This is a genomic window from Parasphingopyxis algicola (genome assembly GCF_013378075.1).
GTDB lineage: Bacteria > Pseudomonadota > Alphaproteobacteria > Sphingomonadales > Sphingomonadaceae > Parasphingopyxis > Parasphingopyxis algicola.
This window is the reverse complement of record NZ_CP051131.1, coordinates 2,119,271-2,140,886: the sequence shown is the minus strand read 5'-3', so window position 1 is coordinate 2,140,886 and position 21,616 is coordinate 2,119,271. Positions and strand designations below refer to the sequence as shown.

At 64.8% G+C, this 21,616-nt stretch carries 20 protein-coding genes; 3 read left to right on the top strand and 17 right to left on the bottom strand.

Going from position 1 to position 21,616, the window contains the following annotated elements; genetic code table 11:
- Position 1: 1 nt before the first annotated feature.
- Positions 2 to 1,240 carry an aromatic ring-hydroxylating oxygenase subunit alpha gene (locus tag HFP57_RS10520; protein ID WP_176869728.1) on the bottom strand — a complete coding sequence of 413 codons (1,239 nt, stop codon included), beginning with the start codon at positions 1,238 to 1,240 and terminating at the stop codon, positions 2 to 4.
- A 104-nt stretch (positions 1,241 to 1,344) separates the two neighbouring features.
- Here HFP57_RS10520 and HFP57_RS10515 point away from each other — a divergent pair, with 104 nt between their 5' ends.
- Positions 1,345 to 1,881, top strand: a complete 537-nt coding sequence (locus tag HFP57_RS10515) for a VOC family protein (protein WP_176869727.1) — start codon at positions 1,345 to 1,347, stop codon at positions 1,879 to 1,881.
- Here HFP57_RS10515 and HFP57_RS10510 read toward each other — a convergent pair.
- The gene (locus HFP57_RS10510; RefSeq protein ID WP_176869726.1) at positions 1,878 to 2,687 is read right to left on the bottom strand and encodes a helix-turn-helix transcriptional regulator; all 810 of its coding nucleotides are present in this window, start codon (positions 2,685 to 2,687) and stop codon (positions 1,878 to 1,880) included. The genes HFP57_RS10515 and HFP57_RS10510 overlap by 4 nt on opposite strands.
- 158 nt (positions 2,688 to 2,845) lie before the next feature.
- Here HFP57_RS10510 and HFP57_RS10505 point away from each other — a divergent pair, with 158 nt between their 5' ends.
- Entirely contained in the window at positions 2,846 to 4,471 is a 1,626-nt protein-coding gene (locus HFP57_RS10505) for an AMP-binding protein (RefSeq protein WP_176869725.1), read from the top strand.
- Here the strand turns inward: HFP57_RS10505 and HFP57_RS10500 are convergent, their stop codons facing one another.
- From HFP57_RS10500 to HFP57_RS10430, 15 genes are all read right to left on the bottom strand, one after another.
- Positions 4,472 to 5,371 carry an SDR family oxidoreductase gene (locus tag HFP57_RS10500; protein ID WP_176869724.1) on the bottom strand — a complete coding sequence of 300 codons (900 nt, stop codon included), beginning with the start codon at positions 5,369 to 5,371 and terminating at the stop codon, positions 4,472 to 4,474.
- Between the two features lie 55 nt (positions 5,372 to 5,426).
- On the bottom strand, positions 5,427 to 6,635 hold the full coding sequence (locus HFP57_RS10495) for an acyl-CoA dehydrogenase family protein (RefSeq protein WP_176869723.1): 1,209 nt from the start codon (positions 6,633 to 6,635) through the stop codon (positions 5,427 to 5,429).
- 4 nt (positions 6,636 to 6,639) lie between these two features.
- Positions 6,640 to 7,380 (bottom strand): ThuA domain-containing protein, encoded by a 741-nt coding sequence (locus HFP57_RS10490; RefSeq protein WP_176869722.1) that lies wholly within the window; start codon positions 7,378 to 7,380, stop codon positions 6,640 to 6,642.
- A gap of 4 nt (positions 7,381 to 7,384) precedes the next feature.
- Entirely contained in the window at positions 7,385 to 8,155 is a 771-nt protein-coding gene (locus HFP57_RS10485; protein ID WP_176869721.1) for an SDR family NAD(P)-dependent oxidoreductase, read from the bottom strand.
- Positions 8,156 to 9,301 carry a thiolase family protein gene (locus HFP57_RS10480; protein ID WP_176869720.1) on the bottom strand — a complete coding sequence of 382 codons (1,146 nt, stop codon included), beginning with the start codon at positions 9,299 to 9,301 and terminating at the stop codon, positions 8,156 to 8,158. It lies immediately after the preceding gene.
- Positions 9,298 to 9,696, bottom strand: a complete 399-nt coding sequence (locus HFP57_RS10475; protein WP_176869719.1) for a Zn-ribbon domain-containing OB-fold protein — start codon at positions 9,694 to 9,696, stop codon at positions 9,298 to 9,300. The genes HFP57_RS10480 and HFP57_RS10475 overlap by 4 nt, the downstream gene beginning before the upstream one ends.
- Positions 9,696 to 10,784, bottom strand: coding sequence for an acyl-CoA dehydrogenase family protein (locus HFP57_RS10470; RefSeq protein WP_176869718.1), 1,089 nt, complete (start codon positions 10,782 to 10,784; stop codon positions 9,696 to 9,698). Before HFP57_RS10470 ends, HFP57_RS10475 begins: the two co-directional genes overlap by 1 nt.
- A complete protein-coding gene (locus tag HFP57_RS10465) occupies positions 10,781 to 12,034 on the bottom strand; it encodes a cytochrome P450 (protein ID WP_176869717.1) in 1,254 nt (417 codons plus the stop codon). The genes HFP57_RS10470 and HFP57_RS10465 overlap by 4 nt, the downstream gene beginning before the upstream one ends.
- A gap of 75 nt (positions 12,035 to 12,109) precedes the next feature.
- Entirely contained in the window at positions 12,110 to 12,850 is a 741-nt protein-coding gene (locus HFP57_RS10460; RefSeq protein WP_176869716.1) for an SDR family NAD(P)-dependent oxidoreductase, read from the bottom strand.
- The gene (locus tag HFP57_RS10455; RefSeq protein ID WP_176869715.1) at positions 12,847 to 13,653 is read right to left on the bottom strand and encodes a ThuA domain-containing protein; all 807 of its coding nucleotides are present in this window, start codon (positions 13,651 to 13,653) and stop codon (positions 12,847 to 12,849) included. Before HFP57_RS10455 ends, HFP57_RS10460 begins: the two co-directional genes overlap by 4 nt.
- Position 13,654: 1 nt before the next feature.
- Entirely contained in the window at positions 13,655 to 14,668 is a 1,014-nt protein-coding gene (locus HFP57_RS10450; RefSeq protein WP_176869714.1) for an NADP-dependent oxidoreductase, read from the bottom strand.
- 246 nt (positions 14,669 to 14,914) lie between these two features.
- Positions 14,915 to 15,673, bottom strand: coding sequence for an SDR family NAD(P)-dependent oxidoreductase (locus HFP57_RS10445; RefSeq protein ID WP_176869713.1), 759 nt, complete (start codon positions 15,671 to 15,673; stop codon positions 14,915 to 14,917).
- A 10-nt stretch (positions 15,674 to 15,683) separates the two neighbouring features.
- Entirely contained in the window at positions 15,684 to 16,448 is a 765-nt protein-coding gene (locus HFP57_RS10440) for an SDR family NAD(P)-dependent oxidoreductase (RefSeq protein WP_176869712.1), read from the bottom strand.
- Positions 16,445 to 16,798, bottom strand: a complete 354-nt coding sequence (locus HFP57_RS10435) for a Rieske (2Fe-2S) protein (protein WP_176869711.1) — start codon at positions 16,796 to 16,798, stop codon at positions 16,445 to 16,447. The genes HFP57_RS10440 and HFP57_RS10435 overlap by 4 nt, the downstream gene beginning before the upstream one ends.
- A 179-nt stretch (positions 16,799 to 16,977) precedes the next feature.
- Positions 16,978 to 19,104 carry a molybdopterin-containing oxidoreductase family protein gene (locus HFP57_RS10430; protein WP_176869710.1) on the bottom strand — a complete coding sequence of 709 codons (2,127 nt, stop codon included), beginning with the start codon at positions 19,102 to 19,104 and terminating at the stop codon, positions 16,978 to 16,980.
- A gap of 166 nt (positions 19,105 to 19,270) precedes the next feature.
- On the opposite strand from HFP57_RS10430, the gene HFP57_RS10425 reads away from it, so the two are divergent.
- Positions 19,271 to 21,580 (top strand): TonB-dependent receptor, encoded by a 2,310-nt coding sequence (locus HFP57_RS10425; protein WP_176869709.1) that lies wholly within the window; start codon positions 19,271 to 19,273, stop codon positions 21,578 to 21,580.
- The last annotated feature ends 36 nt before the right edge of the window (positions 21,581 to 21,616 follow it).

Sequence of the window (21,616 nt, the reverse complement as noted above, 5' to 3'; positions counted from 1 at the left end):
GTCAGCTCCTTTCGGTGGGGAGGGGCATGCCGATCGTCTCGGCGATATGTTTGTGCACGGCCTGCAGCGCGATTTCATTGGCGCCGACGACGACCTGATAACCGTCCGGCGCGCTCAACAGATTGGCGTAGCCCGCTGAGGCGACGCGGTAGTCCTCGGTCTGCACCACATTAGCCGTCGCATCATAGGCCATCTCGCAGGTGCTGCGATATTCCTCGTCGGTAATGCCGAACGGCGCATAAACGGCGAACTGGCAGCGCGTCTTTCCGACGCCGTCGGGAAACAGCCGGAACAACTGAGTGAAAAACACGCCCGGGGTCAGCGAGCCGAAGAAGATGACGGTGTTCGGAAACAGGAAATGGACGCCGCCATAATCGGTTTCCGGCCAGTCGGATTCGTCCTTGCCGACATTCTGGCCGAGCGACAGATCGGGGAAGCCGACCCGGTGATGCCGGCCGACGGGATCGAACACGCAGATATCGTTAAAATGGGTCTGGCCGATGGTTGAGGCGTGCAGGGTCTTGAAATGATAGCCCTCGCCATAGGTGTCGAGCGCGAATTTCCAGTTCGAATCGGCGTTCAGGACGCCCTTCTTGACCGGCACCGCCCGGTGCAGTTCGAGCTGTTCGAGGATCGGCGCGAAATCGCCCAGATGCGCTTTGGCGTCGATCGGACCGCCGTCGGGGTCGGCGCGGACGAAGATCAGCCCGAGATGTTCGGTGCATGGCACTTCGATCAGGTCGCGTGCGCCGATATCGCAGCCGGCAAACCCGGCCTTGCCCGGCTGGCCGATCAGCGCGCCCCGATTGTCGAAAGTCCAGGCGTGAAACGGACAGCTGAGCCGCTTCGCATTGCCGGACCATGGTTCGTTTTCCTCGACGAGCCTGGCGCCGCGATGCGTGCACATGTTGAGAAAGGCGCGCGCCTCGCCATCCTTGCCGCGCATCGCGAGGATCGACGGCCCGGCCGCATCGAACAGCAGAATGTCGCCGGCGTCCGGGATATCGCCCGAGAGGCCCGCAACCAGCGGTTCGGACAGGAACAGCCTTTCGCGTTCGGCTGCGAAGCGCTCCTCATCGGTGTAGACGGACTTGTGCAGCGGCAACGGCCCATCCGCCATATCTGTCGTCTTGGCGGCGATGAGATCCACCATCCGGCGATTGATCGCGCGCGCATTGGCCTTGCGCGTTGCCTCCCAGTCGATCTCCCCGCCGTCCAGCCCGGGATCGCGTTCCGCCATATCCTCATCCTCGCACTTTGCGCAGTGTCGCTTTTCCGACCCTGCATGCATCATGACACAGGCTGCGCGGGACGTAAGCTAGCGCTTTAATGAGGAGAGTCGCAATGTCGGGAGCACCGGGACTGGCCGCGATCGGCCCTGTCATGCAAATGGCCTATGTACCCGGCGATTTCGACGCTGCCTTGTGCTATTGGACCGAAACGATGGGCGTCGGCCCCTTCTTCCTCATCGAGAATATTGCGCTGAAGGATATGCGCTATCGCGGCGAACCCAGCGACGCCGTCTTTTCCATCGCGCTCGCTTATTGGGGAGACGTGCAGATTGAACTGATCCGCGCGGAGAACGATGCGCCGTCCATCTATGGCGGCGATTATGGTGTGACCGACCGGTTGCACCATGTCTGCATCCTGACCGACGATATCGCAGACGCGCGGGCGATCTGCGACGCGCAATCGGCCGAAATCCTTGTCGAGGCAAAGGTCGGAGAGGATGGCGCGGTACTCTATGCCGATCCGGGCGCGGGGCCCGGCAATTTGGTGGAGATATTGCAGCCGGCGAGCGGTAGCGCGGACCTGTTCGCGATGATCGGGGCCGCTGCGGCGGACTGGGACGGCAGCGAGCCCGTGAGGCGGCTTGGCTAGTCGCTGGCTCCAAGATAGCCGAGCTGGCCGGCCTTGAAGATGGTCTGGCTGCGATTGACCGAATCGAGCTTTTCCGCCGCGCGATGCACATGATAGCGGACCGTCGCGTGGCTGCGAGACAGGATCATGCTGATTTCCTTGTCGGTCTTGCCGATCGCCGCCCAGCGCAGGCATTCGACCTCCCGTTTGGAGAGCACGCAGTCCGACGGAATGCGGCGGGTCGATCGCATGACCGTGACATACCCGGCGATGAAGCGCCGGGTCACCTGCGCGAATAATTCGGCATATTCATCGAACAGTTCGGAGAGATCCCGCAGCTCGGTATCGAACGGGATGAAGCTGTTCGCCGAAATCTGGCCGAAGGGCAGATGGACAGGGATCACGATCGCCGCGTGGCAGAGCGAGCGTTTGTGGAAATCGGTGAGATCCATCTCGTTGAGATAGTCGTTCCGCCAATGGCCGTAGAAACCGTTCTCGTTGCACCAGAAGGGTTCGCTCTCGTAGCGGCAGGCGCGCGGCAGCGGCGAATGGAGCGCGAGCCGCGCATCCTCCCACCAGCGTTCCCCGTCGGCGAGCCAGCCGAAGATATCGGCGTTGACGATCGTGCCTTCCGCGTCGATCATCGGCTCTTTGGACGAAATGTCCTCGCAGAGCGCAATGCGCATACCGCGTTCATTGGCCATCCGGTTGATGGTGACGGCGGCGTCATGTACATCGTCGATCGAGCGGATCGTGACCTGCTCGAGTAGCTCCGCCATGCGCTCTTTCCCCTGCGGGGTGCGCAACTCTATGACATTGCTCGCCATGACCATATCTTCTGCCCTTTTAGAAGATTCGGCAAGTCTGTTGCCGAAACCTCAGTATTGACCATCCAAGTCTTTCGCGCGACTGGCATTTTTATGGATGCCAAGGGCAGCGGGCGTTCATAAGGTCGAATCGATGCAACGGAGGAGATTCTCGGTCGATGGGCTGGCTCGGCAGCAATTTCGGTTCCGCTTTGAAAGCGATCGCCCGAACGGTGGAACCCGACCGGCCGGCGCTCGTCCATGGCGACGACGTGATCAGCTGGGCCGATTTCGACCGCATTACCGATAACATAGCCGCCGGGCTGCGCGAGACGGGACTGAAGCCCGGCGATGTCGCCGGTCAGCAGCTGCGCAACAGCCCGGCCTATATGTTCGCCTGGTTCGGCTGTGCGAAAGCCGGCGTCATCCCGGTCAATATCAATTATCATTACAAGGCCGGCGAACTGGGCGATATATTCGCGCGATTCGGCCTGAAAGCGCTGTTCGTCGAAGAGGAGTTCGCGCAGGTCGCGGCCGCGGCGTGCGATGGGGCACCTGACCTGACCCATCGCATCGTGATCGGTGGGTCGGCCTGGGCCAAGCTTTGCGACACGCCCGCGCCGCCGGACTTTGCGCCGAGTGACGATTCCGACGGGCTCTTCTATGTCGCGACGGGCGGGACCACCGGCATGCCCAAGGCGGTGATGTGGCCCTTTGGCGAAGCGTGGCAGGCGTTCCAGATTTCGAGCTGGATGCGCGCACTCGGAGAGCCGCCCTGGATCGCGGAGACGCTGGAGGATCACGCGGCCGAGGCCGCCTGCCATCCGCCGCCGAGCGACGCGATGCGCTCGCCCTCATTGTGCCTCAGCCCGTTAATGCACGGCGCCGGGCAGTTCGCGTCGCTGATCGCGCTCATGCGCGGCGGTACCCTGATCACGATTCCGGCGACCGGTTTCGATTCCGGTCAGGTAATCGACACGGTCCGCGACAGGGGTGCAAAATCCATGGCCTTTGTCGGCGATGCCTTCGCGCTGCCGCTCGCCGATGCGCTCGAAGCCCGCGCCGACGCCGCCGAGGCTTTCGCAAGCATGCGGATGATCACCTCTTCGGGCGCGATATTCTCGGCGGCGGTGAAGGAACGACTGCTCGCCATCAATCCGCAGATGATCATCGTCGACGCGCTGGGATCGAGCGAGAGCGCCGGGACGGCCGTGACCATCACGACGGCGGCCGGATCGACGGGCGGGGGGCATTTCTCGGCCGTTCCGGGCCGCGAGACGGCGATTTTCGATGCGGATTTCAACGAACTCCCGGCCGGTTCGGAGGAATATGGCACGCTCGCGCGGTCGGGGCCGCTTCCGCTCGGCTATCTCGGCGAAGACGAAAAGAATGCCGAGACCTTCCCGGTGATTAGCGGCAAGCGCTGGTTGATGACCGGGGACATGGCGCGGTTCCGCGAAGACGGCAGCATCGAATTCAAGGGCCGCGACAATATGTGCATCAACACGGGCGGCGAAAAAGTGTTTCCCGAAGAGGTGGAAGGCGCGCTGCAATCGCATCCGGCGGTGGACGATGTTCGCGTCGTCGGCGTGCCCGATCCGCGCTTTGGCAGGAAGATTGCGGCGGTCGTGCAGCTGCGTGATAGACCGGCGGACCTCGAAGCGGCGCTCGACTCCCATGTCCGGGAGCGGCTCGCCGGCTACAAGGTCCCGCGTCTCTACGTGTTCACGGGCGAGTCGCTGCGGCTGAACAATGGCAAGCCCGATTACCGGACGGCTCAGTCGCTCGCCGAAGCCGAGGCCTGATCAGGTCGTCCGCTCGGCCTTGTCCTTCTCGTTCGTGCCCTTGATCATCGCGCGGATCTGTTCCCATTCCTCGTCGCCGAGATGCGAGAGGGCGCCCCAGAAGGTGCCGCCATTCGCCTGATAGCCGGCGCCGTCGATCGCGATGGTCTGGCCATTCACATATTCCGCGCCCGGCGCCATCAGGAAGGTCGCGAGATTGGCGAGCTCGTACATCTCGCCGACCCGGCCCATCGGATTGCCGCCCGACATGTCGTTGCCGCCGCGGCCGCCCGGCGCGAGTCGCGCGCTCATGCCCTTGGTCGGGAAAGCGCCGGGGGCGATCGCGTTGAAGCGCAGGCCATAGCGCCCCCATTCGACCGCGAGGCTCTGGGTCATCGTGTTGATGGCCGATTTGGACATGGCGGACGGGACGACGAATGCCGAACCGTTCCACACCCAGGTCGTCAGGATCGAGAGGAAGCTCGCCTTCTTGCCCTCCGCGATCAGCCGCTTTCCGACATTGTGGGTGACGTAGAAGGTGCCGCGAAACACGATATCGGCGATCGCGTTGAACCCGTTGATCGACAGGTCCTCGGTGCGGCTGATGAAATTGCCCGCCGCGTTGTTCACCACGCCGGTAAGCGCGCCGCCGTCTTCCCAGATCGCGTCGACCATCGCGTCGATCGCATCCGCGTCGCGAATGTCGCAGCCATGCGCGACGACTGTTCCACCATGTGCTTCAATGAGTTCGTCGGCTGTTTCCTGAGCCTTTGCCGCGCGGCGCCCGCAGATATGCACGGTCGCGCCGAGCTTCAGGAACGCTTCGGTCATTTCGCGGCCAAGGCCGGTGCCGCCGCCCGTGACCAATATGCGTTGGCCGTCCATGAGTCCGGGACGGAACATCAATTTCGATACATCCATGGCGTTTCTGCTTCCTGTCGGTTGATGCTCCAGCCTATCGGCTCGCGCTGGCGGATCAAAGGCCGAGCACGGTCTTGGCGATGATATTCTTCTGCACCTCGTCCGAGCCGCCGAAGATCGACCAGGCCCGGCTGTTGAGATAGGCGGGCGCGGCGATCTGCGCCTGTCGGCTGCCGACGGGTTCGGGCGCCTCGTTGCCGTAAAGCGGCCGCTCCAGGGGCAGTTGCAGCCCGTCATAGCCGAACAGGTCGACGGCCAGTGCGTCGACCGCCTGATGAATCTGCGCCGACACGAGCTTGACCAGCGAGGTCTGCGGGCCGGGCTCGCGACCCTTGGAAAGCTCGGCGAGTATCCGGAGTTCGGTGACCTCGAGCGCCTGGGCCTCGAGCCGCAGCTTGGCGATCCGCGCCGCAAAAGCCGGATCGTGGGTCATCGGACCGTTGATCCCGGACGCCGTGTCCGCGGCGTGCAGCGCCAGCCGGTCGATCGTTGCAAGCAGGCGCGGCGCGTGGCAGGAGCCGCCGCGTTCGTTCTCGAGCAGGAATTTCGCGATCGTCCAGCCTTGGCCTTCCTCGCCGATCAGATTGTCCATGTCCGTTTTCGCGTCGTCGAAAAAGACCGCATTGACCTCATGATCGCCCGCCAGGGTCAGGATCGGCGACACGCTGATGCCGTCTCGGTCCATCGGCACGAGGAGGAAGCTGATCCCCGCCTGTTTGCGCGCGTCGGGGTCGGTGCGCACGAGGCAGAAGATCCAGTTTGCGTAATGGGCGTGGGTCGTCCAGATCTTGGAGCCGTTGATCGTATAGGCGTCGCCGTCGCGCCGGGCGGTCGTCTTGAGCGAGGCGAGATCGGAGCCGCTGCCCGGTTCCGAATAGCCCTGGCACCAATAATCCTCGCCCGAGAGGATCCGGGGAAGGAAGCGCGCCTTCTGCTCGGGCGTGCCGAAGCGGCAGATGACCGGGCCGACCAGCTTGAGGCCCAGCACCGACAGGCCCGGCGCGCCGGCCAGCGCGCATTCCTTCTCGAAGATATAGCGCTGGGTCGGGCTCCAGCCCGTACCGCCATCCTCTTCGGGCCAATGCGTGGCGAGCCAGCCCTTTTTGTGGAGGATGCGCTGCCATTCGAGGCCGATATCGGGTTCGACGAACACGCCGGGAGTCTGTGCCGCGCCCTCGCGCAGCCGGTCGGGCAGTTCCGCGGCGAGGAAGGCGCGCACCTCCTCGCGAAACGCCAGTTCCTCGGTCGAAAAATCCATATCCATTGCGTCAGCCCCCCGTCCGCATTGCCCAGCCGAGCCCCCGCCGCAGCAGGTCGTAATAGACCGGATAGTCCCAGGCGCAGCGCTCGGGATGTGTGTAGAACGGCTCCATGTCCGGCAGATCGTAATGGCCGCGGCAATGGCCGAGCGTGTTGTAGACGATCCGGCCCTTGCCGATATCGCGCGTGTAAAGGATGGGCACGACGGTTTCGGGCCAGTCGGCGTCGACAAAACCCGTCGCTTCCCCTTCGAAGCGGGTTTGCATCAACGTGTCGATCTCGGCCGTCGTCTTGGAGAGATAGAGCTCGTCGACGACCTCGAAATCGTCGATGCCGCGCGTGAATTCGTGATCCTTGTCCGCGACTTCGACCGTGAACGGCCCGATCGGCGGATGCGCCTTGAACTGGGTGCCGAGCATTTCCATCACCTCGGGCCGCTCGTCGGGGCAGTCGACGCCGGTCTCGGTAAAGCGCAGGATCGAATTGGTGCCGTGCAGCGCCAGCCATTTGCCACCCTGTTCCAGCCAGCTCCGGATCGCCGCGGCCTCCGCCTCGCCCGGCATCAGGTCGCAGGTATAGGTGACGAGGAACTGGCACTGGGCGAGCCGCTCCGTATCGGCATAGTCGCAGGCGACGGTGGTGCGGATTTGCGGATGCTCGGCGAGCAGCTTGAGGATCTCGAGCCGAGCGAAATCGATATCGTGATATTTGCCCGCGGCAACGAAATGCGCGTCGATCCGTTCGGCCATCGCCCTACTCCCTGATCGTCCCCGCACCGTCGACCGTGAGGTCGACTCCACTCGTAAAGCTCGCTTCGTCGGATGCAAGGAAGAGGATCGCCTTGGCCACCTCTTCGGCCTCGCCGATCCGGCCCATCGGATGGTTGGCGGCGAACATCGCCTCGACTTCCTCGGTGCTGCCCGGCAGCGCTTCGAGATAGCGTTCGAACATCGGCGTGCGGATCGCGCCGGGATGCACGGTGTTCGCACGGATCGGCAGGCCCTTGGCCGCGCAATCGAGCGCGATGGTCTTGGTCAGCGCGGTAACGGCGGCCTTGGAGGCGCAATAGGCGGCGAACCCGCCGCCTGCGCGCAAGGCGAGCATCGAACCGACATTGACGACGGCGCCCGGTTCGCCGCTCTCGGCGATCGCCGGGATGGCGGCGCGGCAGCCGTTGAAGGTGCCGTTCAGATTGATGTCGATCGTCCGCTGCCAGCTGTCGAGCTCGACTTCGGTCACGCCGCCCGGCTCGGATATTCCCGCTACGTTGCACAGGGTCGTCAGCTTGCCGAACCGATCGACGGCCGCGGCGACCGCCTTCTCCCACGCGTCGAGATCGCGGACATCGAGTTCGACCGAAGCGGCATTCTCGCCCAGTTCGTCGGCCAGAGCCGCCGCCTTGTCGGCCTGCACGTCGCCGAGCATCACGCGGCCGCCTTCCGCGACGAACAGCCGTCCGACCGTCCCGCCGATCCCCTCGGCGCCGCCCGAAATCAGCGCGACCTTGCCCTCCATGCGTCCCATCTATCTCTCCAGAATCGCGACGGCCGAAAGCCCCGGGGCGCCATAGACATGGCTGTAGGCGGTCTTGGGCATATTCGGCACCTGCCGCTCGCCGCCACGGCCGCACAGCTGCACCACATTCTCGTAGACCTGCCGCAGCCCCGAAGCGCCGATCGGCTCGCCACAGGCGATGCAGCCGCCATCGGTGTTCACCGGCAGCACGCCGTCAATCTCGGTCCGGCCCTCGGCGAGCCATGCTTCCTGTTCGCCATCGGCGCAGAAGCCGTTTTCCGCCATATGCATGATCTCGGCGCCGGATTCGGTATCCTGCAACTGGGCGACATCGATATCCTCCGGGCCGATCCCCGCAGTCTCGAACGCGCCCTGCGATGCCAGGGTCGTCGGCGCCCCGCCCCGCTCGACGCTGATCGAAGGGGCGAAAACCTCGAACGATCCGGGCGGCCGCGTGCGCACCGCGATGCTGGCGATCTTCACGGCATCGGCGCCGAGCGCGCGGACCTTCTTTTCGCTCGCCACGATCAGCGCGACCCCGCCTTCGGCAGGCGAGCAGAACATATATTTGGTCAGCGGATCGTTGACGACCGGCGCGTGGAGGATCGTCTCGAGATCGATGGGGCTGCGCCGCCAGGCGTGATCGGTTTTTTCGCCGTTGCGAAACGATTTTTCGGCGACGCGTCCGAGCGTCTCGCGGCTGATCCCGTGGAGCTGCATATAGCGCTGGAGCTTGAGCGCGAAGAATTGCGTCGTCAGCATCATGCCGGTCTGGCCGTACCAGCCCGGCAGGCCCCATTCCTTGGGCTTGGCGTTGAACGCGCCGCGCTCATGCTTGTCGAAACCGACCGCGAGCGCGATGTCATATTCGCCGGCCGCGACCGCGTTGCGCGCCGCGGCAAGTGCGCTGCCGCCCGTCGCGCAGCCATTGGCGACATTGATAAACGGCAGGCCGGTCAGACCCAGTTCGTTGACCATGATATCGGCCGATCCCGCCGCGGAAGATCCGCCATAGGCGCATTCGATATCGGCCCAGTCGAGTCCCGTATCGGCCAGGGCCTGACGGACTGCGAAGACGCCCTGGTCGCGGCCCGACCGGCCTTCGGTCCGGCCGAAGGGGTGGATGCCCGCTCCGATGATATAGACGTCCCTCATGCGCTTTTCTCCGGTCGGAAGGCGAAGGTCGAGCGGCGGTCGTCGAACGGCACGATCGCCAGTTCCATCGGCATGCCGAGCTTCAGCTCTTCGAGCGTCGCATCGACGATCCGGGTCTCGACGATCACCTCGCCGGGCAGCTCGACATAGCCGAGCAGGAAGGGCTCGAATTCCTCGGGCCCCTCATAAGGCGGTGATTTCGGCCGGAAATCCTGGCGCGTCCACGACCAGAGCGTTCCTGTCCGCGACAGCGTCACGGGTTCGAGGCCTTCGGCCGCATCGCCCTCCGGCATCGGGAAGACGATCTCGCCATCGGGCCGCTGGCCGCCGATAAGCTGCGGTTCGGCGATATCGGTCCAGAGGCCGGGCGCGATCGGTTCGAGCGTATCGGACATCAGGCCGCCTCCGCGAATTCGGAGAGATTGGCGGCCGGGTCGCCGAACAACCGCGCGAGCAGCATGACGCGCTTCGTCGCATGGCCGATCGCGAGTTCGTCCGTCACGCCCATGCCGCCATGGAACTGCACCGCCTCGCGCGCGATATGCTCGGCCTTTTCGGCGATCAGCGCCTTGGCGCCCACCATCGCGGTCCGCCACCGGGCTGCGTCGGTGCGCGGTTCGAGCGCGGCGCGCCACAGCATCGACCGCATCTGCTCGATCGCCGCATAGCAATCGACGAGCCGGTGCTGGATCGCCTGGAAACTGCCGATCGGCACGCCGAACTGTTCGCGTTCCCGCACATAGGCGAGCGTGTCGTCGAGCAACCGGCCGGCAAGGCCTGTCATCTCGGCGCCCGCGAGCAGCTGGATCTCGGCAATTGTCGAGCGCAGCGATTCCTCGGATATGTCGAGCCGCGCATTGGCGGGCAGCGTGACATCGCGGAACCGGATTTCGGCGGCTTCGCTTCCATCGACGACGCGATAGCCGCGCCGATGCACGCTGTCGCTGTCCGCCGGCACCAGGAAAAGCGCGGTTTCGGCGTCGAGCGCGGCCGTGACGATCAAATGATCGGCCATCGCGCCGCCGAGAACGAAACGTTTTTCGCCGGAAAGGACGAAATCCGAACCGCGTACCTCGGCGACCGTGCCCTGCGGCGTGAGATTATATCGCCGATCGGGCTCGGCAAAGGCGAAGGCCGCGATCCGGCCGCCATCGACTATCGACGCGATATGGTCGGCGAGGCCGGTGCTGTTGAGAAGTCTGAGCGGCAAGACGCCGTTTTCGAGCCAGGGATCGACGGCGATCCCGCGGCCCATCGCCTCGGCGACGATCGCCAGATCGACTATCGATCCGCCGATTCCGCCATATTGCTCATCGGCCGCAAGCGCCAGCAGCCCGAGTTCGGCTGCCTCGCGCCAGCGCTGTGCGTCGAACCCGTGATCCATCGCCCGGATCCTGCGCCGCGCTTCGACATCGACCGGCGCGAGGAACCGCTCGACCGTCGCCTTGAACAGCGCCTGGTCTTCGGACAGGTCGAAATTCATGCGCGGCGCTCGAAGCGGATCGGCAGATGGGTGAGGCCGCGCAGCAGCATGTTGGGCGGCCAGCTGATCGCCTCCTCGTCGACGATCGAGAAATCGGTCAGCCGCGTCAGCAGCTCCTTGTACGCGACCGCCATTTCCTTGCGGCTCAGCATGTTGCCGACGCACATATGGATACCGCGCCCGAAGGCGAGATGGGTGCGGGCATTCTTGCGCTCGATGTCGAAGGCATCGGGGTTTTCATATTTGGCCGGATCGCGGTTGGCGGCGGCGTAGCGCAGCTGGACCATCGCGCCCTTGGGGATCGCCGTGCCGCCCAGCTCGCTATCCTTGAGCACGACCCGCCACATGCCCGAGGTCGGGCTTTCGGTGCGCAATATCTCCTCGACCATATTGCCGATCAGCTTGTCGTCCCCGGCATCGGCCGCGGCGACGGCCTTCGCCATCTGGTCGGGGTTGCGGATGAGCTGGAGCAGGCCGCCGGCGAGCGCCGAGGTCGTCGTCTCGTTGCCGGCCACCATCAGTTGCTGGACCACCGACAGCAGTTCGGCCATGTCGAGCGGCCGTTCGTCGTCGACCCGCGCATGGACGAGATCGGAGAGCAGGTCGTCGCGCGGATTGTCGCGCCGCTCGTCGATCTTCGCCTTTACCGCGTGCTGGAATTCGACGACCTCGCGCGCGCATTCGAGTTCGCGCTCCTTGGAGACCATATGGCCGAGCCGGTCGACAAAGGCGTCCGACCAGCGCTTGATCTTGCCATGTTCCGATTCCTCGAAACCGAGCTGGCCGGCGATCATCGCCACCGGCAAGGGGATCGCGAAATCGCGCACGAAATCGCATTCGCCCTTGTCGGCGAACCCCTCGATCCGGTCGATGATGATCTGCCGGATATCCTCTTCGATCGCGTTCACGCGCTTCATGGAGAAGGCGAGATTGACGAGCTTGCGGAACCGCGTGTGCTGCGGCGGATCGGCGGTCAGCATCGTATCGACCTGCGGCCAGCCTTCATCGAGAATCGCTTTCACGTCCGGGTCCTGGGCCAGCGCGCCCGACAGCGCGGCCTGGAAATTGTTCGAGAATTCCTCGACCCGTCCCGTCGCTTCGGCGCACAGATCGTAGGAGAGGACCAGATACATGTTGCCGCCGGGCAATTGGTGGATCGGCCCCTCGGCCAGCGCCGCCCGGTAATAGTCGAACGGATCGGAAATGATCTCTGGATCGAAGAAATTGACCTGGTCGACCGGCTTGTTCACGCGCCATTCTCCATCGCTTTTGCCGAACAATAACCGCGATTCACGTCCGGAAGCGATGCGTGAAAGTGTTAGGTTTCAGCTTCGGAGCGTCAGCCCGCCGTCGACGATGATGCCCTGGCCCGTGATGAAACGCGCATCGTCGCTCGAGAGAAACGCTATGACATCGCCGATATCCTCGGGTTCGCCGATCCGGCCGAGCACGCATTTCGTCGTATAATGGTCGACCGCCTCGGGCGAGGTTTCGAACGTGTCCCGCGTCATGCCCGTCATGATCGCGCCGGGCTGGACGCAATTGACGACGATGCCCTCGGGACCGAGTTCGGCGGCCATGGCGCGGGTGATCCCGAGAATGCCGTGCTTGGTGGCCGTATAGGCCGTGAGCCCCGGATCGCCGTAGCGCGAAAGGATCGAACCGACATTGACGATCCGCGCCGCGTCCGATTGCCGCAGCATCGGCAGGCAGGCGCGCGACAGCCTGAACGGTGCGAGCATGTTGATCGCGATGCCGAATTCCCAGATCTCGTCGGTCAGCTCGTCGATCGCACCGGCGGGCAGCACGCCGGCATTGTTGACGAGGATATCGAGGCCGCCGAGCTTGCCCTCCGCCTCGCTGACGATCGCATCGATGGAATCGGGATCACCCAGATCGGCAATCAGCGTCGCGATATCGTCGCCGAGCGCGTCCAGTCCGTTTGCCGCGAGATCGACGGCCAGCACCTTCGCGCCTTCGGACGCCAGGCGCTTCGCGGTTGCCGCGCCGATGCCGGATGCCGCGCCTGTAACGATGGCCTTGCGGCCTTCCAATGTCCTGCTCATCCTGTCGGCTCCTTTGTTTCTCTGGGTTCGCTCCGCCCGTTTGCGACATGGTCGAGCGCGTTGCGCAACAACTGCCGGACATGCGGGTTGCGATATGTTTCCGGGCCGTCGCCAAACTGCAGATAGACAAGCCGCGCATCGCCGATGCTCTTGGTCCAGGCCACAAGATTGCTGCCGGGCGGGTGGTCCCAGCCGGTATTGTCGAACATCCGGCCGGCGACGGCATGGGCGGCGGAATAGAAATTCTCCGCGACGAAATCGTGCCGCGCGCGGATCAGCGGCTCGACATCGTCTTCGAAAATCTCGGCCAGATACAGCTCGTCGGTCAGTTCGAACGTATCGGGCAGGCCGTGCGTTACCGGATGATCCCCACAGATTTCGGCGGTGTAGCGCACATCGTGGCGATAGCCGGAATCGCGCACCTCCCGACCGCGCACCTCGCCCGGCTGGTAGAGGAACCGGCCGCCGATCATCTCCGCCCAGTCCGGCCAGTCGGCCCAGCCGGCCAGCGCATGGTGCATCATCACCGCGCCCTTGTCCGATTCGAAATAGCGGCGGATCGCGGCCTTGAAGCCGTCGGACGGCGGCCGGCTCGTTACTTTCCCGTCGGCGAATGCATAGCCGGGCATGTCGTAGAGGAGGATCGCATCGGCCGCGTCCGCCGCCCCCTCGGCGACCGCAATTTCGGCTTCGGGATGGATCAGATACCGGACATCCCAGCCCTTCAGGCTGTCGAGAAGCTCGGAAAACGGCACTTCCTCGTAAGGATGGCCGCCCGAGAGCACGAGAAGCGAACGCGCCATCTCAGCCGATCTTGAGGATCATCTTGCCGTCATTAGTGCCCTCGAACAGCCGCATGAAGGCGTCGAATGCATTCTCGATCCCCTCGTCGATATGTTCGTCGATCACAATCTTGCCCTCGGCCGCCCAGGGCCCCATCGCCGCCGCGCCCTCTGCGAAGCGTTCGATGTAATCGGCGACGAGGAGGCCGCGGATCGAGGCGCGGTGGACGATAAGTTGCCAAAGGTTGCGCGCCCCGACGGGTTCGGGGGCGTTATATTCGCTGATCAGGCCGCACAGCCCGACTCTCGCGCCATTTTTGAGGTTCATCAGCCCCGCATCGAGTATCGTTCCGCCAACATTCTCGAAGATCACGTCAACACCGTCGGTCGCGGCCTCCCGGATCGCACCCTCGAGCGCCGCCCCGTCCTTGCCGCGATAGTCGATCGCGTGGTCGAAGCCGTAGCGTTCGGTGAGCCGCGCGCATTTTTCCGGCCCGCCGGCGATCCCGATCGCCGTGCAGCCCTTGATCTTGGCCAATTGCCCGACGATCGAACCGACCGCGCCCGCCGCGCCGCTGACGAGCACCGTATCGCCCTCATTGGGCTCGCAGACATCGAAAAAGCCGAAATAGGCCGTCATCCCGACCGCGCCGAACAGCGAGAGATAGTTGGTGACGGAGGGGACGGCCTTCTCGTCGATCGGCTGGGTGAAGCCGCCGACCATGCCGACCGAATATTCCTCGATCCCGTTCAGCCCCATCACCCACTGGCCCTTGTCGAAGCCCTCGGCCTTGCTCTCCTCGACGATGCCGATGGTTGTCGCGCGCACCGGATCGCCCAAGGGAATCGGCGGCATGTAGGAGTCGGCATCCGACATCCAGCCGCGCTGGGCCGGGTCGAGCGAGGCATATTGGTTGCGGATCAGGAACTGACCATCGGCGATCTCGGGCAGCGGATCGGCGCGCAATTCGAAATCGCCGGACGCCGGTTCGCCGTCCGGGCGCTTGACGAGAAGGAAACGGCGGTTCTCGGTCATGTATTAGCTCCTATCTTTCAGACTCAACCAGCCGGTTGAGTGCTGCGGATTTGTTTGTCAGAATTTCCCTATCGGGAAATCGCCGCACCGGCCCGCACCCCCTCCCGGCCTCCCACTAGGGTACACTGAAGGGAGGCCGGGAGGGGGTGCGGGCCGGTGCGGCGCCGAGCCGAAGGCGAGGTCTGACAAAAAAGGACAAAAAACCTTCGACAGACTCAAAACTGACGATGCGTGTTGCCTTCCCCATCAGTCCGCGCCCCGGCCGCCGTCGACCAGCATCGTCGTGCCGGTCACCATCTTCGATTGCGGTCCGGCCAGATAGGCGCAGGCATTGGCGATATCCTCGGCGATGCCGACGCGCATCAGCGCGTTGCCGTCCATGACGAAATCGCGGACCTCGGGGGAATCTCCGTACGCACCCGTGATCATCTCGGTCATGATCACGCCGGGATTGAGCGAATTGACCCGGACCCCGGGATCCATCTGCGCGCCCTCGAGGGCCGCCACCTTGCTGAAATGCGTGACCGCCGCCTTGGCCGCGCAATAGGCGGCGCAATCCTCGATCCCGATCAGCCCGGCCAGCGAAGAGATGTTGACGATGCTGCCCGCGCTCTTCGTGTCGCGCATCATGCGAAAGCCGTATTTGGTGCCGAGCACCACGCTCTCGACATCGACATTCCAGAGCGCGCGAAACTCCTCGAGCGTCGTATCGGGGAGCGGCTTGGTGAAGAAGCCGCCCGCACTGTTGATGACGGCGGAGAGCGATCCGTGATCCGTGACGACATGATCGGCAAAGTCCGCCCATGCGCTTTCGTCGGTGACGTCGAACGCTTGGAAATGGGCGCTGCCGCCTGCTTTCTCCACCGCCTCGACCGTCTGCGCGCCGCGCTCCGCGTTGCGCCCGGTCGCGATGATGCGAAAGCCGTCGGCCGCCAGGCGCAGCGCCGCTGCCCGGCCGATGCCCGAGGTCGCTCCGGTGACGAGGGCGTAGCGCGCTTCGCTCATGCCGGATCGCTCATGTCAGGCTCCATCCGCCGTCGACGACCAGCTGGGCGCTCGTCATGAAGGACGATTCCTCGCTCAGCAGGAACAGGATCGTCTCGGCGATATCTTCGGGCTCGGACGGATCGCCGAGCGGCACATCGCCCCAGCTCGCCGGGTCCTGCATCGCCTCCATTCCGATGGCGCCTTCCAGCAGCGGCGTCCGCACCGGGCCGGGCGCCACGGTATTGACGCGGATGAAATCGCCGTTGCGCCCCAGTTCGACGCCGACCGCCCTGGCCATGTTCGCGATCGCCGCTTTCACCGTCGCATAGGAAGCGATGCCCGGTGCGACTTCGTTGGCCATCACCGAGGCGTTGACGACGATGCTGCCCTGTGCGGGTTCGTCCCCTGCCTGCGCGCGCATCTGGGCGACCGCTTTTTGCAGCCCGACAAACGTCGCTTCGACCTGCACCCGGACGAGCGATCGGAACAGTTCCATATCGAGATCGATGATCGGCTCGTAATTGACGATGCCCGCATTGGAAACGAGCCCGTCGAGCCGGCCGTGATGCGCGACGGCGGCGGCGATCGCCGCGTCCCATTGCGCCGGATCGGTTACGTCATGAACGAGGCCGTGCCCGCCGATCTCCCCGGCGACGGCCGTTACGCCCTCGCCGTCGATATCCGTCGCGATCACTTTCGCGCCGCGCGCGGCCGCCAGTCGCGCCGTCGCCGCGCCGATGCCCGATGCCGCGCCGGTGATGAGGACGACCTTGCCGTCGACCGGGTGAGTCATGAGGCGATCCTTATTTCCACCTGGCCATCGCGTTCGCGCGCCGGCCAGGCGGCGATCGGAAAGGAGGCGGGCGGGCCGAGCGCCTTGCCCGTCGCCATGTCGAACCGCGCGCCGTGATGCGGGCAGATATAGCTCGATCCGCGCACCCGGCCGCCGTCCAGATCCTCATGCGCATGGCTGCACCGCCGTTCGAACGCGTAATAGGCGCCGTCCCTGCCGCGCGCGACGATGATCGGCTGGCCGTCCAGTTCGAGGCAGCGGGTTGCGCCCGGGTCGAGATCGGCGTTGGTCACGGGCCGGTATCCTTCGTCCATGGCGGCGACCATAGGAGTTCCGATGGGTCCGGCCACCCTCATTTTCGTCATGGGCGGGCGATCGTCCGGGTTCCCTGCGCCGTCATTGCGAGCGCCGAAGGCGCGCGGCAATCCAGAGCCGCGAAGAACGTCGCCTGTGGCCCTGGATTGCTTCGCTATGCTCGCAATGACGCGGTTCTCCGAAAAGCGCATGCCTCAATTCCAAACCGATGAGCTCAAGCCGCCGCGATCCGCACCGGGATGGCGCTCTGGACGCTGTGCCCGGTCAGCGGATCATAGTCGACGGTCTCGTCGACGAGCCGGTTGGTCGAATTGCCCTTTTCGCGGACATCGTCCTTGCCGGCAGCCCCGTCGCCGAATGCATGCGCCATGGAGACGACGCCCCGCCGGAGCTTGTTGCTCGCCGCCGCGACGCCGTAGATCGTGGCGCGCGGGGAGCTGATCGCGACGATATCGTCCTCGGCAAGGCCAAGCGCCTGCAGATCGTCGGGATGGAAGAAGGCCGGGTTGGTCGTCCGCTTTTCGCGCAGCTTGGGCAGGTGGTGCCCGGACGAGTTGAACCGGTGGCGCGAGCGCCGCGAGACGAGGCGGAAATCGAAACCTTGGGCATCGGGCGAGGCGTCGGCGTAATCCGTCAGCGCGCCCGGCATGTCGGCGGCCGCCAGGTCGAACTTGTGCGCCTCGGCGGGATCGCCGGGTTCGACGACCGGATGGAGATCGTCATAGATCACCGCGCGACCCTCTTCGGTGTCGGCGCGCACTTGGCTCGGCGGGACGAGGCAGCCCGCGCTCATCAGGTCGAGAAAGCGTTCCTTGTCGGGCCGCTCGTCCATCGGGCAGGGGCCGCCCGCAAGCGGCATCTCCGTCCCGATCCGCTTGGCCAGTTCCCAGAGCATTTCATATTCGTCGAGCGTGTCGCCCGGCGCCTCGACCATCGCCTCGGTGTATCGGGCATAGGGGGTTTCGTACCACCATTCGGAGAGATTGGTGATGTCCTCCCGCTCAAGGCACATCTTGGGCGCGAGGATGATGTCGGCGCGTTTGGCGGTCGCGGCCATACGGACATCGATAGCGACGAGCAGGTCGAGGCTGTCCAGTGCCTCGACCACCTTCTCCTGGTTGGGAAAGGCGATTTCGGGATTGCCGCCGATGCAGATGAGCGCGCGGATCTGCCCGTCGCCCGGCGTCAGGATTTCGTCGGCCATGACGTTGCAGGGCATTTCGAAGCCGAGCATGCCGAGATCGCGGATCCGGGATTGGGGGAAGCCTTCGCCATACATGGGGACGGGCGGGCCGACCTGCGCGCGGCGCGGCGTTTGCGGCGTGAAGACGCGCGGGATCGCGCTCTTCTCGCCTTCCTGGCAGAAGCGCGCGCAGAGGATATTGAGCGCGGTCACCAGATATTCGGTGAGCACGCCGTTGCCCGCCATTTCCGGGCCCGTGCCGGTGACCGCGCAGCCCTTCGAGCCGCCGGCGAACATGCGCGCCGCGGCGACGATTCCGTCCGCATCGACGCCCGCGCGTTCGGCCGCGGCGTCCGGCGTGAAACCGGCGACCGCGTCGCGCAGTTCGTCCAGGCCGTCGACATGGGCGGCGACGAAATTGCGGTCGTACAGTTCCTCTTCGAGGATCACATGGATCATCCCGGCCAGCAGCGCTGGGTCCTCGCCCGGGCGCACGGGCAGATAGATATCGGCGAGCCCCGCCACATCGCTTTCGCGCGGATCGGCGACGATCAGCTCGAGGCCTTTCTCCTTGGCATCGCGCAGCCGGCGCGAGGGCGAGAAGGGCGGCAGTCCGCCCGGCGGCGCATAATGCGAGACGATCGGATTGTTGCCGACGAACAGCGCGACATCGGCGTCCGAGAATGTGTTGAGCCCGCCCATCCACTGACCGTAGCGGGCGGTCGTGTAGACCTTGGCCGGCTGGTCGAGCGTGACGCTCGTATAATAGTTGCGCGTGCCGAGCCCCTGCCCGAACGCCATCGCCGCGCCGACGCCCGCGCTGTTCTGGAACGCGTAAGTGCCGCAATAGATGGCGACGGCATGCGGGCCATGCTCTTCGATAATCGTTTTCAGCAGTGCCCCCGCCTCGTCGAGCGCATCGGTCATCGCGACGGGCGCGAATTCGCCGTTATCGCGGCGGACCAGGCTCTGCGTGATACGGTCCGGCAGGTTGTGCGCGTCGGGAAGCTGGCGGCCCTTGATACAGGTATAGCCGCCGAACATCGGATCTTCGGGATCGCCGCGCACGCTCGCCACCTTGCCGTCCTCGACATCGACGAGCATCGCGCAATTCGCGTGGCAGAAGCGGCAGAAGCTGCGATGGGTGTGAACGGTCATGGCGCTGTCTCCCCATAATAAGCGCCCAAGCTAGCGTTTCCCCTACGTCGGGCGACTGTCACTTTTGGCGGTTGAGTGGAACGGCGCACGGGCGGACAACAGCATCAAAGGCCCGCATCGCAAGACGGGCCGCATCGATCTGATGCTGTTTTGGGAGGACATGCACATGATTAAAGGATCTCTTCTCGCCGGGTCGGCAGCCGCAGTTCTGGGGATGGCGCTCGCCGCCGCACCCGCCGCGGCGCAGACCGCGGCCGGAGCGAATGAGCAGGAAGGCGGGTTTCGGACGATCATCGTAACCGCGCAGCGGCGCGAGGATTCGATCCAGTCGGTCCCGCTCGCCGTCACCGCGCTCGATGCCGAGGCGCTGCAGGACGCGTCGATCGACGACATCCGCGATATCGCCGGCCGCGTGCCGGGCCTCGTCGTCGATCCGGTCAATGCCGGGCCGAGCGCCGCGGCGATCTCGATCCGCGGCATTTCCTTCGAGGATATCGAGAAGAGCTTCGATCCCGCGGTCGGCGTGGTCGTCGACGGCGTCTTCATCGGCACCAATACGGGCCAGCTGCTCGATGCGTTCAACCTGGAATCGATCGAGGTGCTGCGCGGGCCGCAGGGCACGCTGTTCGGCCGCAACACGATCGCGGGGGTGATCAACGTCCGGCGGCGGCGGCCGACCGGCGAGTTCGGCGTGGAAGGATCGCTCGGCTGGGCCGAGTTCGACACATGGCGCGGCCGCTTCGCGGTCGACACGCCGCGCATCGGCGACGTGCTCTCGCTGCGCGCCTTCTTCCTTTACGACGATACAGGCGGCTATCTGAACAACGTCACCACCAACGAGACGCAGGGCGCCTACGAGGTCTGGACCGCCGGCGTCTCGGCGCTGATCGAGCCCGCCGAGGGGATCGAGGCGCTGATCACCTTCGATCATACCGAAGAGGATGGCGAGACCGCGATCGCCTCGGTGTCGAACGATGCCGACCTGATCTGCCTCCAGGTGCCGGTGCCCGGAGTCGGCCTGGTCCGCGCCTTCGGCATTCCCGACCAGGAGTGCAACCGCTTCAATCTGGGCGGTGACGGTTTCTACACGATCTTCCAGAATATCGACACGCCGGTCACCAACGATACGGATTCGATCACCGGCGAGGTGACGATCGATATCGGCAATTTCGAGCTCGTCTCGGTCACCGGCTGGCGGCGCAACGAAGAGAGCGTGCGGCAGGATTTCGACGCCTCGTCGATCGATTTCTTCGATACGCTGCGCAACCAGGAATATGAGCAGTTCAGCCAGGAACTGCGCATCCAGGGGGACGTCACGCCCTGGCTCAACGCGCTGGTCGGCGGCTATTATTTCGAGAGCGAGTATACGCTCGCCCAGACCACGAATCTCGGCTTCGTGCCGGCGGTCCTGACCCAGCGGACGACCGGGGAATCGGAATCCTATGCGATCTTCGGCGACGTGCGGATCAGCCCGGTCGACGATGTGACGATCAACCTGGGCGGCCGCTATACCGAGGATCAGAAGTCGCTCGTCACCAATTTCGGCTTCACCGCCGACGGGTCTTGCCCGACCTTCATTCCGGTCATCTCGCTGGCCGACTGTTCGGGCAGCGACACGTTCGACGAGTTCACCTGGCGCGCGAGCATCGACTATCAGATCGATCCCGATCGCCTGGTCTACCTCTCTTATTCGACCGGTTTCCGTTCGGGCGGCTTCAACGGCCGCGCGGCGACGCCGAGTTCGCTCGGGCCGTACCAGCCCGAAACCGTCGATGCCTATGAATTCGGTTTCAAGGCCGACTGGCTCGACCGGCGCCTCCGGACCAATATCGCGATCTACCACACCGAATATAACAACAAGCAGGAAGAGGTGGTCAGAGCGACCCCGGCGCAGTTCGCGGCGCTCAACCCGCAGGAAACGATCGTCGAGAATGCCGCGTCCGCCCGTATTTCCGGGTTCGAGGCGGAAATCATCGCCTTGCCGTCGGACGATCTCGCCTTTCGCGGATCGCTTTCGATCATCGATGCGGAATATGACAGCTTCTTCCGCGACGTGAACGGCGATCTCGTCCCCGACGATGTGTCGACGCTCGACCTCAGGCGCGCCCCGCCGATCAGCTGGTCGGTCGGCATGGATTACAACCGCGCAGTCGGCGACAGCGGCGAAATCGATTTCTCGACGACCTTCCGGTACATCGACGAATATACGACCTGCATCGTCGCGGCCCAGCCGGCCGTGCTCGGCGCGGTGACCAACGATCCGCGCTGCGAGTCGGACGACCGCACGATCTGGGACGCCAGCCTCAGCTACACGCTCAACCTGGCGGGCGGCGGCGAGGTTCGCTTCACCGTGTTCGGCCGCAACCTGCTCGACGATCGCGGGCTGAGTTCGACCTTGCCGGTGGCCGGGCTGTTCGCCTTTTCGGGCACGCGCCCGCCGCAGCAGTTCGGCGCGGAAGTCGGATTCCGCTTCTAGCGGGAAAGGTTTTGGTTTGTCAGAACGTTGCTGACG